This is a genomic window from Pseudomonas oryzicola (assembly GCF_014269185.2).
In the GTDB taxonomy this organism is placed as follows: Bacteria; Pseudomonadota; Gammaproteobacteria; order Pseudomonadales; family Pseudomonadaceae; genus Aquipseudomonas; species Aquipseudomonas oryzicola.
Genome location: NZ_JABWRZ020000002.1, coordinates 558,600 through 572,105 on the forward strand (window position 1 = coordinate 558,600; position 13,506 = coordinate 572,105).

Below are 13,506 nucleotides of genomic sequence, written 5' to 3' on the forward strand. Positions count from 1 at the left end.
TCAGGCCGTCGGCTCTGTGGGATTTTCCGGCACCTGCAATGCCACCCATTGCCAGAACAGCACATAGGTGACGCCGAGGATCACCGGGCCGATGAACAGGCCAATGATGCCTTTGACCACCATGCCGCCAAGTGCGCCGATCAGTACCACCGGCATCGGCACGTCCACACCGCGCCCCAGCAGCAACGGCTTGAGCACGTTGTCGGCAAGCCCCGCGACGAAGGTGTAGATGGCGAACACGATGGTGGCCACGGTGAAGCCTTCGGCGTTGAACACATAGATGATCACCGGCACGGTAATCAGCGTGGCGGGTGCCTGGGCGATCCCCAGCATGAGGATGACGATGGCCAGCATCCCGGCACCTGGTACCCCTTTGACGACGAAGCCGACACCGATCAGCAACATCTGGATGAAGGCGATGCCGATCACGCCCTGGGCCACGGCGCGAATGGTGGCGGTGCACAGTTTGGCCAGGGGCTTGCCGCGCTCCTCGCCCGATACCCGCATGGCGATGCGCTGCGCGGCGATTTCGCCACGGTCACCGAAGGCCATGATGATGCCGGAGATGACGATTGCCGCGATGAACAGCAGGAACGCGCCCCCGGCGCTGGCAGCAGCCCCCAGCACCGTGCGCCCTGCGCCCTTGAGTTGCGGCATCCACTGGTTCAGCACACTGGCCATGTTTTCCGAGGCCGCCAGCCACAGGGCATGGACTTTCGGCCCGATCAGCGGCCAGGTCGCCACCGACTCAGGGGGTGGCGGCACGCTCCAGGCACCGCTCTTGAGCAAGGTCACCAGGCTGTCCACCGATTCGCCGATGGACATCACCACCAGGTAGATCGGCACCAGCAGCACGACCAGTACCAGCACCACCACCAGGGTCGCCGAGATACCGTCCTTGAGGCCCGTCCGGCGCTGGATACGGCAATACAGGGGATACAGTGTTACTGCCAGGATCACCGACCACAGCATCAGCTCCAGGAACGGCTGGAACGTCTGGAAGGCAAACATCACCAGGGCAGCTATCAGGCCAGCCTTGATGAACACATCGAGCAAGCCCCGCGACAGGCTGCTGTCCAGCTTGATACCCGGTTGCATGCTTCACCTCCGACCTTAAGCTACGCCTTGTGGCGCGTTTCAATGGCCCGTTTCGGGGCTTGCCTGGGCGGGGCTGTCGCCACGCAGTTGTCGCGCCAGGGCCATCATTACCAGGGGCACCACTGCCATCGACAAGGTGATGGCCAGCACCAACAGGTCGTGCACCTGCTGCGCCAGCACCTGGTGCTCCAGTGCCAGCTTGAACACCACGAAGGCAAACTCGCCGCCAGAGGCCAGCACCACGCCAAGGCACAGCGCCTGCGCCTGGTTGAGACCACCGGCCGTACGCCCCAGGCCATACAGCAGCGGCAGTTTTATGGCCACCAGCAAGAGCGTCAGCCCCAACACCAGCAGCGGCCGGTCGAACAGCAGGCGCAGGTCGGCGCTCATGCCGACGCCGACGAAGAACAGCCCCAGCAGCAAGCCTTTGAGTGGTTCGATCTGGGTCTCCAGTTCATGCCGGAAAGGCGACTCGGCCATCAGCACGCCGGCGAGAAAGGCACCCAGGGCCATCGACACGCCCACATGCTCCATCACCCAGGCCGTGCCCAGCACCACCAGCAAGGCGGTAGCGGTCGACAGTTCCGGCAAGCCCGAACCGACCGTCCACTTGAACACCGGGCTCAACAGGTAGCGGCCAAAGACGATCAACGTGCCGAGGCCGACCGCCACCGCCAGCAGCGGCCAGGAGCCTTCGTCGGCGGTGCTGACGTTGCCACCGAGCAGGGGCACCACGGCGATCAATGGAATGGCCGCTATGTCCTGGAACAACAGGATGGCCACGGCAAGGCGACCGTGGGGCTTGCCGAGGTCCTTGCGTTCGGCCAGTACTTGCAGGCCGAACGCTGTCGAAGACAATGCCAAGCCCAGGCCCAGCACGATTGCTGCAGCCTTCGACTGGCCGAACGCGAAATACGCCAGCAGGCCCAGCGCGACTGCCGTCAGCCCTACCTGCAGCGAACCGACGCCGAACAGCGCCCGGCGCATGGTCCACAGGCGCTGCGGTGACAGCTCCAGGCCAATGACGAACAACAGCATGACCACGCCCATTTCCGATAGCCGCGCCACGTTCTCGGGGTTGTCGAGCAGCCCGAGCACAGAGGGGCCGATGAGGATGCCGGCCAGCAGATAGCCCGGCACCGCGCCCATTTTCAGACGCTGCGCCAGCGGCACCAGAAGCACCACGGCCAGCAGGAACACTACCGTTGCCTGTAGCAGGCTGCCGTCATGTGGCATAGGTTTGCACCCTTGCTGCTCCCCGCAGGGAGGGGACCTAGAAACGCTCTTCGACCACTTTGAACGGGTAGGCAACAGCCTTGTACTTGCCGATCTTGCCGCGCTTGGGCAGCTTCACCACCTGGTCCTGGGTGATGTCCTTGTAGGGGATGCGGCTGAGCATGTGGCTGATGATGTTCAGCCGGGTACGCCGCTTGTCGTTGGAGTGGGCCATGAACCAGGGCGCCCAGGCGGTGTCCGACGCGGCGAACATGTCATCGCGGGCCTGGGTATAGTCATCCCAACGGGTGTAGGACTTGAGGTCCATCGGCGAGAGTTTCCACAGCTTGCGGCCGTCATTGATGCGATCCTGCAGGCGCCGGGTCTGCTCTTCGGCGCTGACCTCAAGCCAGTACTTGATGAGGATGATGCCCGACTCGGCCATGAGCTTTTCGAACAGCGGCACACCGGTGAGGAACCTGTCGACCTGTTCGCTTGAACAGAAGCCCATCACCCGTTCAACCCCGGCGCGGTTGTACCAGCTGCGATCGAAGATCACCACCTCGCCTGCGGCAGGCAGATGGCCCACATAGCGCTGCAGGTACATCTGGGTCTTTTCCCGCTCGGTCGGTGCCGGCAGCGCCACCACACGGAATACCCGAGGGCTGACGCGCTCGGTGATGGCCTTGATGGTGCCGCCCTTGCCAGCGCCATCGCGCCCTTCGAAGACGATACAGACCTTCAGCCCCTTGGCCACCACCCACTCCTGCAGTTTTACCAGCTCCACATGCAGGCGCTTAAGTTCCTTCTCGTATGCCTTGCTGCCCAGTTTTTCCGGTTGGTCGAGGGTGGCTTTATTCCTGGACGGCTTCGACATGGCGCTCTCCTGAGGCGATTGAGGAATCAGTATGGTCGATCCATGGCGATTTGCCGCTTCGCTTGCAGTTTCCGCAGGATTTGCCTCTAGCCGATTGATTTTGTGGGTGTTCGGCTGATTGTGGGAGCGGGCTGACCCGCTTCCACAGGGTAGGTGGCTTTGGAGTCTTTACCTGGCCAGCTTGTTGTAGCTGGTCATCAGGTTGCGGTAGTCCGGAATATGGTTGGAGAACAGGGTTCCCAGCCCTTCGATGTCGTTGCGCCAGTCGCGGTGCAGCTCGCAGGCCACGCCGAACCAGGTCATCAACTGCGCTCCCGCCGCCTCCATGCGCCGCCAGGCCGAGTCACGGGTCAGTTCATTGAAAGTACCGGAGGCGTCGGTGACGACGAATACCTCGAACCCCTCCTCCAGCGCCGACAGTGCCGGGAAAGCCACGCACACTTCGGTAACCACCCCGGCGATCAGCAACTGCTTCTTGCCGGTGGCCTTGACCGCCTTGACGAAGTCCTCGTTGTCCCAGGCATTGATGTTGCCGGGGCGGGCGATGTAGGGGGCGTCGGGGAACTGCTCTTTCAGTTCGGGGACCAGCGGGCCGTTGGGGCCGGTTTCGAAACTGGTGGTGAGAATGGTCGGCAGCTTGAAGTACTTGGCCAGGTCCGACAGGGCCAGGACATTGTTCTTGAAGCGGTCGGGGTCGATATCCCTCACCAGCGAGAGCAGACCGGTCTGGTGATCGACCAGCAGCACGGCGGCATTGTTCTTGTCCAGGCGCTTGTATTGGAAGGCCATGGCGAATCTCCTTGCTTCGGCGGGTTGGGAATATCAGCGTAGGCAAGGATCTGCGACGGGGCATGCCGCCAGTCGGTTCACTCGCGGCTGCCTGTGCTGCCCAGCGCGCTTGCAGGTTCACTTCACGAATTCCTGAACTGATTATTTGCCTGCAGCGATTTTTCCGCCCGCCGGCCGCCACCAGAATCGCTTCACCCATAATCACAAGAACCGTGAGGCCACTCCCGTGGACCAGACACTCCAGGTACGGCAAGCCGCCGCCGATCTCGTTGCCGCGTTCGCCAGCAACGACACCGCCCGTTATTTCGCCTGCTTCAGCGAAGACGCCACCTTCCTGTTCCACACCTTGCCGCAGCCCCTGCTGTCACGCCGGGCCTATGAAGAACTGTGGGCGCAGTGGCAGGCCGATGGCTTTGCCGTGCTCGCCTGCGAATCAGGCAACGCCCAGGTGAGCCTGCAAGGCGATGTGGCGATCTTCATGCATGACGTGGCCACGCACATCCGCAGTGCCGGTGCAGAACACCAGCTGAGCGAACGCGAGACCATCGTCTTCCGCCGCCACGGCGAACATTGGCTGGCCTGCCACGAGCACCTGTCAGTCGTCTCCCCGGGCTGATCTTCATCTTTCCTGCGGCCTTGCCGCCCTGCCATCGCACCCACAAGAAGGCCCGCGCACCGCGTCGGCCCACAACAACCGCGCTGGAGCATCACCATGAGCCACTCGACCGGTATCGAGACCAACGGCGTCGAACAGATCCCTGACGATCAACGCGACGCCTCCCCGCTGGACCTGTTCCGCCTGATCTTCGGCGGTGCCAATACCTTCGCCACGGCAGTGCTGGGCAGCTTCCCGGTACTGTTCGGGCTGTCGTTCCAGGCCGGGGTATGGGCGATCCTGCTTGGCGTCGGCGTGGGCGCCCTGATCCTCGCACCGATGGGCCTGTTCGGCGCACTCAACGGCACCAACAATGCGGTGTCGTCGGGCGCGCATTTTGGCGTGCACGGGCGCATCGTCGGCTCGTTCCTGTCACTGCTCACGGCGGTGGCGTTCTTCTCGCTGTCGGTGTGGAGTTCCGGAGATGCCCTGGTGGGCGGTGCCAAGCGCCTGGCCGGCCTGCCGGAAACCGACCTGACCCTGGGCCTGGCCTATGGCCTGTTCGCGGTATTGGTGCTGGTGGTGTGCATCTTCGGCTTCCGCTTCATGCTGTGGGTGAACAAGGTAGCCGTGTGGGCTTCGAGCCTGCTGTTCCTGCTCGGCATCGTCGCCTTTGCCGGGCCGTTCGATGCCGGTTACGCCGGCAGCGTCAACCTCGGCCAGCCAGGCTTCTGGGCGGCATTCGTCGGCGCGGCGATCCTGGCCATGAGCAACCCGGTGTCGTTCGGTGCGTTTCTGGGCGACTGGTCGCGCTACATCCCGCGAGAAACGCCCAAGGCGCGCATCATGCTGGCGGTAATCGCGGCCCAGGGGGCGACGCTGATCCCGTTCCTGTTCGGCCTGTGCACCGCCACGCTGGTAGCGACCCAGGCACCCGACTACATCACCGCCAACAACTACGTCGGTGGCCTGCTGGCGGTGGCGCCAAGCTGGTTCTTCCTGCCGGTGTGCCTGATTGCCGTGATCGGCGGCATGTCCACCGGCACCACCGCGCTGTATGGCACCGGCCTGGACATGTCCAGCGTGTTCCCGCGCCTGCTCAGCCGTGCCGGCGCCACCCTGCTGATCGGTGTGCTGGCGATCGGCTTCATCTTCATCGGCCGCTTCACCTTCAACCTGGTACAGAGTGTGTCGACCTTTGCCGTGCTGATCATCACCTGCACCAGCCCGTGGATGGTGATCATGATCCTTGGCCTGGTCACCCGCCGCGGCTTCTACCATGCCGATGACCTGCAGGTGTTCACCCGCGGCCAGCGTGGCGGCCACTACTGGTTCCTGCATGGCTGGAACTGGCGCGGCATGGGGGCATGGATCCCCAGCGCGGCAGTCGGCCTGTGCTTCGTCAACCTGCCGGGGCAATTCGTCGGCCCACTGGGTGACCTGGCTGGCGGCATCGACCTGAGCCTGCCGGTCACCCTGGGCCTGGCCGGTGTGTTGTACCTGGCACTGCTCAACCTGTTCCCCGAACCCGCTGGCGTGTATGGCCCCCTGGGCCCGCGTTGGGTGCGTTGCAAAAGCACCGCGCATACGCCGGTAACCACTGCCGAAATGGCCTGACTGGAAACTGACCATGACCACTTCCCACTACATCGCCGGCCGCTGGGTCGAAGGCCAGGGCAGCGACTGCATCAGCGTCAATGACCCTGCGCTGGGGCAACCGTTCGCCGAACTGATGGCGGCCAGCGCAGCCCAGGTCGACCAGGCCGTGGCCGCCGCCCGTGTTGCCCTGCCCGCCTGGAAAGCCACCAGCGCCAGCGAGCGCGCTGGCTACCTGCGCGGCTTTGCCGAGCAACTGGGCCAGCGCCGCGAAGCGTTGATCAGCTTGCAGATGCGCAACAATGGCAAGCCGCGCCACGAGGCGGAAATCGACCTGGATGATGCCATTGCCACGTTCAACTACTACGCCGAGCTGGCCGAGCAACTGCCGTCGAAAAACCGTGAGGTACCCCTGGCTGCCCCGGGTTTCACTGCGCGCACCCGCCTGGAACCGGTGGGTGTGGTCGGTCTGATCGTGCCGTGGAACTTCCCGCTGGTGACCAGCGCCTGGAAGCTCGCCCCGGCCCTGGCAGCGGGCTGTACCGTGGTGCTCAAGCCCTCGGAGGTTACCCCGCTGGTCGAACAGGCCTACGGCCAGATCGCCGACAGCCTGGGCCTGCCCGCCGGGGTGCTGAACATCGTCAACGGCAAGGCCGAGACCGGCGCCGCACTGGGCAACCACACGGGCCTGGACAAGCTGTCCTTCACCGGCAGCAACAGCGTCGGCAGCCAGGTGATGCGCAGCGCTTCAGCGCAGTGCCGGCCGGTAACACTGGAACTGGGCGGCAAATCGGCAATCGTGGTGTTCGATGATTGCGATGTCGACCAGGCGGTGGACTGGATCGTCGCCGGCATCACCTGGAACGCCGGGCAGATGTGTTCGGCCACGTCGCGGCTGCTGGTGCACGACGGCATTGCCGATGCGCTGTTGCCTCGCTTGCAGGCGGCACTGGAAAACCTGCGGGTGGGCAACCCGCTGACCGAAGAGGTCGACATGGGGCCGCTGACCAGCCAGGCACAGTGGCTGAAGGTGGCCAGCTACTTTGCCACGGCGCGGGAAGAAGGTTTGCAGTGCCTGGCCGGTGGCAGGGCGCTGGACCGGGATGGCTGGTTCGTCAGCCCGACGCTGTATACCGATGTGCCGAAGGACAGCCGCTTGTGGAACGAGGAGATTTTTGGCCCGGTGCTGTGCGCGCGTCGCTTCGCTACCGAGGCGCAAGCGATTGCCGAAACCAACGACAGCCGCTTCGGGCTGGTGGCGACGGTGTGCTCCGCCGACCTGGCGCGCGCCGAGCGGGTGGCCGATGCGCTGGAGGTTGGCCATGTGTGGATCAACTCGGTGCAGGCTGTGTTCGTCGAAACTTCGTGGGGCGGCACCAAGGGCAGCGGGATCGGCCGCGAGCTGGGGCCGTGGGGGTTGTCGGCGTACCAGTCGGTGAAGCATGTGACGCGGTGTCTGGGCTGATCTTGCAAAGATAGGGTTGCCGCCAGAATGCGGGGGCGCTTTGCGCCCCCAAGCATTCACGCCGTTTCGTCAGCCGTCCGCGCGTTGTCCTGCACCAGTACCAGGCTCTGCGGCGAAGACAGGGCAATGCCTTCGGCACGCAAACGCCCAAGGATGGTGAACAGCAGGTCGCTGCGGGTACCCGACACCTGCCGCGGCCCCGCCACGTAACCACTCACGCCGATCACCATGCCACTGCTGGTCAGATCCTTGAACGACACCGACGTGGCCGGAGCGTCGAGAATTGCCTCATGCTCCTGATACGCCGCCAACAAAAGCTCACGCACGCGGTTGGCATCGGTCTCCAGCGGCAAGGTCAGGGTGATACCGACCACACCCAGCGCATTGCCCATGGTCACGTTACGTACGTTCTGGGAAATGAACTGCGAGTTGGGCACGATCACCGTCGAACGGTCGGACATCTGGATCTCGGTGGCGCGCACGTTGATGCGCCGGATATCGCCCTCGACACCAGCCAGGCTGACCCAGTCGCCCACCTTAACCGGGCGCTCGGTCAGCAGGATCAGGCCGGAGATGAAGTTCTGCACGATCTGCTGCAAGCCGAAACCGATACCCACCGACAGGGCACTGACCACCCAGGTCAGGCTGGTGAGGTTGATGCGCAAGGTCGACATCACCAGCATGGCCAGGAAGATGAAGCCCAGGTAACCCACCAGGGTGACCAACGAGGCGCGCATGCCAGCGTCCATGTCGGTTTCCGGCAGCAGACGCTCACTCAGCCAGCGCTTGACCACGCGGATGGCGAACAGCCCGCCGAAGAAAATCACCAGCGCCAGCAGGATGTCCTGGGGCACGATGTTCATGTTGCCGAGCAGCTTGCCACCGGTCCCGTCCCAGTCAGCCAGGCTCAGCAGCAGCTCGCTGGGGCTGGTACCCGACGGCATCAGGGCCAGCAACAGCGCCAGGAACAGAACCACGGTGCGGCCGATACCGGCAAGGATGGTGCTGGCCTGAGCCTGGTGACGGGGAGCCAAACCCAGGGTCGAGGCTAGCGTCAGGCCACCGGGCTGGCGCGGCGACAGCAAGGTTTCGCACAGGTCGCCAAGGAAGGTGGTCAGCAAGTAGGCACAGGTGATCACCAGGCTGACCCACAGCAGTTTGGCGGTGAGGAAGTAGGCGAGCGTCAGGTAACCGGCAAGCAGGGCCAGCAGAATCAGTGTCAGCCAGATCACCATCACGAACGGAATCAACCCGGCCAGGCCCGTGGGGCGCTGCAGGTCATGCTTGCGCAGGGTGCGGCGATAACGCAGCAGTGCACCGGCGAAGGTAACCGACACCACCAGCGCAGTGAGACCGTTGACGGCCACGGTCAACGCCAGGCTGGCGCCGATAACGCTGTTGATGCGCTCCATGGTCATCATGACCATCAGCGCCAGCGCCAGCACCTTGGGGAACCAGCCCAGCGCGCTGGCCACTTCGTCATGGATCGGCGGCAGGCGCCAGGACGGCCGCTGCAGCATCAGCATGGCCCGGCCCAGGCCGGTGATGAAGGCACTGAACACCACCAGAGCGAGCACATGGTTGGCCAGGCTGGCGATATCGGAGCCCAGTTCGGCGCTGCTCTCCAGCCCCCAACGCAGCAGCGAAACCGAGCCGGCGATGGTGCCCAGGGTTGCCAGGCTCACGCCCAACGCCAACGAACTGCGGCGCAGGCGGCCTTCCGGCAGCCAGCGGACCATGGCGCTGGCCAGCAGGCGCTCGAATACACGGCGCACCAAGGTCCAGACCAGAATCGCCGCCACCAGGCTGGTGATGAACAACCAGCGGTGCTCGGCGCTGAAGGCACTGCCAATGGCATCGGCCGCCTCGCCACGCAGGTCACGCAAGCGCGCCACATCATCCTGGGTGGGGCGAATGATGCTCTGCCAGAATGCCGGGCTGAGCGGCGAGGCTGCGCGGCTGGTGATCTGCGAGTTGAACTGGCTGCGGCGCAGGTTGACGATCTGCGTAGACAGGTCGCGCGCCGACTGGGTCAGCTTGATGGCCTGGTCCTGCTGCGCCACCAGTGCCTTTTTCTCAGCCTCCAGTTCCTTGCGCTGCTGGGTCAGGGCTGCTGCTTCGTCCGGCTGACGCGGGCCGATGACCTTGAGCTTGTCATCGAGTTTTTCCACGTCGGCAGTGCGCAGGGCGCTCAATGCATCAGCCTGGCGTTGAACCTGCACGGCGCCGAGTCGCAGTTGCGACAGCAGGTCGTCGTTGGCCTCGCTGGTTACGCCCTGGCGGATCTGATCCAGGCGTTCGCTCAGTTGCTCGAAGCTGGCGTTTTCATCCAGCACGGGCGCTTCGGCGACAGCCAGGTTGGATAACGGCGTGGCGTTGGCCGACCAGGCAGGGCTGGCAACAACCAGCATAAAGGCCACCAGGACCAGCAGGCCTGGGCAATAACGGGCAAGGCTGACACGCCTCATCGAATATTCCTCTTGCAATTCGATTTGGCGGGGGATTCTACGCGGCTTCAGGCCTTCAGGAGAGTGCCGTTTCTCGCTTGAGCAGTTGCGCTTTGCGCGCTACGCCCCAGCGATAGCCGCTGATGTCGCCGTCGCGGCGCACCACCCGATGACAAGGGATCGCCACAGCAATGTGGTTGGCCGCGCAGGCCATCGCCACCGCACGTACCGCTTTCGGCGCACCAATGCGCTCGGCGATCTCGGTATAGCTGACCCGGCTACCGGCCGGCACCTCACGCAGGGCCTGCCACACTCGCTCCTGGAAGGCGGTGCCCTGCACATCCAGCGGCAGGGCCAGGCCCAATGACGGCGCTTCGACAAAGCCCACCACTTCGGCAACCAGCTGTTCGTAGGCGCTATCGCCGCCGATCAGCCTGGCCTTGGGAAACTGGTCCTGCAGGTCGCGCAGCAAAGCTTCGGGGTCGTCGCCCAGCAGGATCGCGCAGATGCCCTTCTCGCTCTGGGCCACCAAAATCGCGCCCAGCGAACACTGGCCAAGGGCGAAGTGAATGGTCGCCCCGGCACCACCGGCGCGGTATTGCCGCGGGCGCATGCCCAGGCGTTGCTCGGCGCTTTCGTAGAAACGGCTGTTGGAGTTGTAGCCGGCGTCGTAGATGGCATCGGTGACCGAACGCTGGCCATCCCCCAGGTGCGAACGCAGGCGTCGGGCACGGAAGGCCGTGGCGTAGGCCTTGGGGGTAAGGCCGGTTTCGGCCTTGAACAGCCGGTGCAGGTGGAACGGGCTGATGGCCAGCTCGGCGCTGAGCTGGTCCAGGCTGGGCGCGGGGTCGCACGCTTCGATCAGGCGGCAGGCGCGGGTGATCAGCTGGCTGTGGCGACAGGGCGTGGTGGTTGCGGTGCAGCGTTTGCACGCGCGGTAACCGTCCGCTTCGGCGGCGGCCGGGGTGTCATAGAACGCAACGTTGCTACGTTTGGCCAGGCGTGACTTGCAGCCGGGCTGGCAATAGATACCGGTGGTGCGCACGGCGTAGACGAAGTGGCCGCGGGCAGCGGTGTCCCGGGATTCTACGGCTTGCCAGCGTTGCTCGGGGGTGGTGTAGAAATTCATTGGTCAGTGTCCTGATAGGTTGCTGCCTGTGCCGCCCTCTTCAGGCCCGCCACAGGTACCACGCCGCCACGGTGCGATACGGCCGCCAACCGCCCCCCAGAGAGCGCATCTGTGCCGGCGTCGGCGCCTTGTCCAGGCCTTTCAGCCGCCGGTATCCCTCACGCACGCCGAAATCGTCCACCGGCAGCACATCCGAACGGGCCAGGCTATAGATCAACAACATTTCCACTGTCCACCGCCCTACCCCGCGCAGCGCCACCAGCCGCTCGATCAACGCCTCGTCGGCCATGGCCATGGCTTCTTCCCGGGTCGGCACCAGGCCCTCCAGCCGGGCCTGGGCAATGCCCTGTACCGTCGCCATCTTGCTTGCCGAAAAGCCACAGGCGCGCATCGTTTCCGGGGTAATCGCCAACAACTGTTCCGGCTCTGGGAACGCGGTGTCCGGGAACAGCGCCAGCAACCGCCCGATAATCGCTTCTGCGGCACGGGCATGCAGTTGCTGGTAGGCAATGGCCCGCACCAGCACTTCATAGGGTTCACGCCCCGGTGTGGCCTGGTGCAGGCAAGGCCCGGTCGCGGCGATATGCCGTGACCAGTCCGGGTCGAGCGCCGCCAGGTATTCAGTGGCCTCACGGTAGGCGTCAGGCGAAAGGTCGGCGAGGATCATGGCACCTCCATCAGGTCGATTGCAGGTCCAGCTTAGCGCAGCCATGCAATGGGTAAACGCCGGTTCTTGCGCGGTAATTGCTCGCATACCGTTGCCCAGTAGCCTCATCCCCGCATAGAATTGAGAACCATTCACAATCGCATGCGCACGGAACCGGGCCTTCACCAAGATGCAGACCAACGACATGCTCAAGCCGGCCGAGGTCGCTCTGCTCTATCAGGCCCATCACACCTGGCTTCGCGGCTGGCTACGCAGCCGGGTCGGGTGCAGCGAGCATGCCGCCGACCTGGCCCAGGATACCTTCGTGCGGCTGTTGCGGGCGCGCCAGGTGTCGCCACTGAAGGAGCCACGCGCCTACCTCAGCAGCATTGCCCGTGGCCTGATGATCGACCAGTTCCGCCGCCGCGCGCTGGAACGGGCCTTCCAGGAAAGCCTGGCCCATCTGCCCGAAGCCCACGTGCCCAGCGAAGAACATCGACTGGTCATACTGGATACCCTGGCGCGCCTCGACCAGGCCTTGCAGCAACTGAAGCCGCGCGCTCGCCAGGCATTCCTGCTGGCGCAACTCGAGGGTTTGAGCATCGTGCGGATTGCCCAACGCCTGAACGTGTCGCGCGCCACGGTCGAGCGTGACCTGGCCAAGGCCCTGGGCGCCTGCTACCGGTTGCGCTATGCCGATGCCTGACAGCACGCCCGCGCAGGCGCACGTTGACCAGGCGATCGACTGGCTGGTGAAGCTGCGCTTCGACCGCCCCAGCCCACGTCTCGAGCAGCAGTTCCAGCAATGGTTGGCCAGCCACCCGCACAACCCCCTGGCCTGGCAGCGAGTGAGTCGCCTTGGCGACGAGCTGGCCGGGCTACCCAACGACCTGAGCCGGCGCACCCTGCAGACGTGCCAGCAGCAACGCAGCAGTCGCCGCGACCACCTCAAGCTGCTGGCCTTGCTGGCCGGGGCCGGCAGCCTGGGCTGGGCCGCGCGTGAACCGCTGGGCCTGCCTCAGTTGCTGGCCGACAGCCGTACCGCCACTGGCGAGCGCCGCCAACTGCAAGGCAGCGATGGCAGCCACATCCAGCTCAATACTGCCAGCGCCATCGACCTGCACTACAGTGCCGGGCAACGCCGACTGCAACTGCTGCGCGGCGAGGTAAGCCTGGACAGCAACCCCAACGACAACCGCCCATTCCGCATCGACACGCGCGTCGGCCCTATGACCACCCTCGGCGGCCAACTGCTGCTGCGCGAGAACGAGCACGGCCTGCTGTTGGCAGTGCGCCGGGGTGACGTCACGCTGTTCCCCGCCTCTGCCTCGCCACGCCGGGTGCTGTCTGGCGAAACCTTGCAGGTGTGGGCCAGCGGCAGCTTCCAGGCGGTGACGCTGCGCAGCGATCCATGGGGTTGGACCGACGGAGTGCTCAGCGTGCAACAGATGCCGCTGGGCGAGTTCATCGCCGAGCTCGCCCGCTACCGCCCGGGCCTGCTGCGCTGCGCACCCGAGGTGGCCGGGCTGACCGTGTCCGGCACCTACCAGTTGAACGACACCGGGCAGATCCTGCAGTTGCTCACCCGCAGCCTGCCGGTGCGGGTCGATTATCGCACGCGCTATTGGGTGAGCATCGCCGCGGCCTGA

The 13,506-nt window shown here is 64.9% G+C and carries 12 protein-coding genes; 5 read left to right on the forward strand and 7 right to left on the reverse strand.

The features are described from left to right. From HU760_RS20730 to ycaC, 4 genes are all read right to left on the reverse strand, one after another. A complete protein-coding gene (locus HU760_RS20730) occupies positions 1–1,098 on the reverse strand; it encodes an AI-2E family transporter (RefSeq protein ID WP_186673791.1) in 1,098 nt (365 codons plus the stop codon). Between the two features lie 39 nt (positions 1,099–1,137). Beyond that, positions 1,138–2,334 carry a monovalent cation:proton antiporter-2 (CPA2) family protein gene (locus tag HU760_RS20735; RefSeq protein ID WP_186673796.1) on the reverse strand — a complete coding sequence of 399 codons (1,197 nt, stop codon included), beginning with the start codon at positions 2,332–2,334 and terminating at the stop codon, positions 1,138–1,140. Positions 2,335–2,371: 37 nt separating this feature from the next. Next, positions 2,372–3,190, reverse strand: coding sequence for a polyphosphate kinase 2 (ppk2, locus tag HU760_RS20740; protein WP_186673802.1), 819 nt, complete (start codon positions 3,188–3,190; stop codon positions 2,372–2,374). Positions 3,191–3,358: 168 nt separating this feature from the next. After that, the gene (ycaC, locus tag HU760_RS20745) at positions 3,359–3,979 is read right to left on the reverse strand and encodes an isochorismate family cysteine hydrolase YcaC (protein ID WP_186673804.1); all 621 of its coding nucleotides are present in this window, start codon (positions 3,977–3,979) and stop codon (positions 3,359–3,361) included. Positions 3,980–4,205: 226 nt separating this feature from the next. On the opposite strand from ycaC, the gene HU760_RS20750 reads away from it, so the two are divergent. The 3 genes from HU760_RS20750 to HU760_RS20760 all read left to right on the forward strand — a co-directional run bounded on the left by HU760_RS20750 (position 4,206) and on the right by HU760_RS20760 (position 7,635). Continuing rightward, positions 4,206–4,595, forward strand: a complete 390-nt coding sequence (locus HU760_RS20750; RefSeq protein ID WP_186673806.1) for a YybH family protein — start codon at positions 4,206–4,208, stop codon at positions 4,593–4,595. A gap of 96 nt (positions 4,596–4,691) precedes the next feature. Then, positions 4,692–6,191, forward strand: a complete 1,500-nt coding sequence (locus HU760_RS20755) for a purine-cytosine permease family protein (protein ID WP_186673815.1) — start codon at positions 4,692–4,694, stop codon at positions 6,189–6,191. A 13-nt stretch (positions 6,192–6,204) separates the two neighbouring features. Then, the gene (locus tag HU760_RS20760) at positions 6,205–7,635 is read left to right on the forward strand and encodes an aldehyde dehydrogenase family protein (protein WP_186673817.1); all 1,431 of its coding nucleotides are present in this window, start codon (positions 6,205–6,207) and stop codon (positions 7,633–7,635) included. Between the two features lie 56 nt (positions 7,636–7,691). Here HU760_RS20760 and HU760_RS20765 read toward each other — a convergent pair whose 3' ends face one another. The 3 genes from HU760_RS20765 to HU760_RS20775 are packed head-to-tail and all read right to left on the reverse strand — an operon-like array spanning position 7,692 to position 11,878. Continuing rightward, positions 7,692–10,103, reverse strand: a complete 2,412-nt coding sequence (locus tag HU760_RS20765; RefSeq protein WP_186673818.1) for a DUF3772 domain-containing protein — start codon at positions 10,101–10,103, stop codon at positions 7,692–7,694. A 55-nt stretch (positions 10,104–10,158) separates the two neighbouring features. Continuing rightward, complete coding sequence (gene ada / locus HU760_RS20770) at positions 10,159–11,211, reverse strand: bifunctional DNA-binding transcriptional regulator/O6-methylguanine-DNA methyltransferase Ada (protein ID WP_186673820.1); 1,053 nt, start codon at positions 11,209–11,211, stop codon at positions 10,159–10,161. 40 nt (positions 11,212–11,251) lie between these two features. After that, a complete protein-coding gene (locus tag HU760_RS20775; RefSeq protein ID WP_186673822.1) occupies positions 11,252–11,878 on the reverse strand; it encodes a DNA-3-methyladenine glycosylase family protein in 627 nt (208 codons plus the stop codon). Positions 11,879–12,047: 169 nt separating this feature from the next. On the opposite strand from HU760_RS20775, the gene HU760_RS20780 reads away from it, so the two are divergent. Together HU760_RS20780 and HU760_RS20785 are read left to right on the forward strand one after the other, a co-directional pair. Then, positions 12,048–12,563, forward strand: a complete 516-nt coding sequence (locus tag HU760_RS20780) for a sigma-70 family RNA polymerase sigma factor (protein WP_186673824.1) — start codon at positions 12,048–12,050, stop codon at positions 12,561–12,563. Beyond that, positions 12,550–13,506, forward strand: a complete 957-nt coding sequence (locus tag HU760_RS20785) for a FecR domain-containing protein (RefSeq protein WP_186673826.1) — start codon at positions 12,550–12,552, stop codon at positions 13,504–13,506. Before HU760_RS20780 ends, HU760_RS20785 begins: the two co-directional genes overlap by 14 nt.

Coding starts and splice junctions, on each gene's coding strand:
- HU760_RS20730 (WP_186673791.1), bottom strand. CDS start 1,098: ATGCAACCGGGTATCAAGCTGGACAGCAGCCTGTCGCGGGGCTTGCTC.
- HU760_RS20735 (WP_186673796.1), bottom strand. CDS start 2,334: ATGCCACATGACGGCAGCCTGCTACAGGCAACGGTAGTGTTCCTGCTG.
- ppk2 (WP_186673802.1), bottom strand. CDS start 3,190: ATGTCGAAGCCGTCCAGGAATAAAGCCACCCTCGACCAACCGGAAAAA.
- ycaC (WP_186673804.1), bottom strand. CDS start 3,979: ATGGCCTTCCAATACAAGCGCCTGGACAAGAACAATGCCGCCGTGCTG.
- HU760_RS20755 (WP_186673815.1), top strand. CDS start 4,692: ATGAGCCACTCGACCGGTATCGAGACCAACGGCGTCGAACAGATCCCT.
- HU760_RS20760 (WP_186673817.1), top strand. CDS start 6,205: ATGACCACTTCCCACTACATCGCCGGCCGCTGGGTCGAAGGCCAGGGC.
- HU760_RS20765 (WP_186673818.1), bottom strand. CDS start 10,103: ATGAGGCGTGTCAGCCTTGCCCGTTATTGCCCAGGCCTGCTGGTCCTG.
- ada (WP_186673820.1), bottom strand. CDS start 11,211: ATGAATTTCTACACCACCCCCGAGCAACGCTGGCAAGCCGTAGAATCC.
- HU760_RS20775 (WP_186673822.1), bottom strand. CDS start 11,878: ATGATCCTCGCCGACCTTTCGCCTGACGCCTACCGTGAGGCCACTGAA.
- HU760_RS20780 (WP_186673824.1), top strand. CDS start 12,048: ATGCAGACCAACGACATGCTCAAGCCGGCCGAGGTCGCTCTGCTCTAT.
- HU760_RS20785 (WP_186673826.1), top strand. CDS start 12,550: ATGCCGATGCCTGACAGCACGCCCGCGCAGGCGCACGTTGACCAGGCG.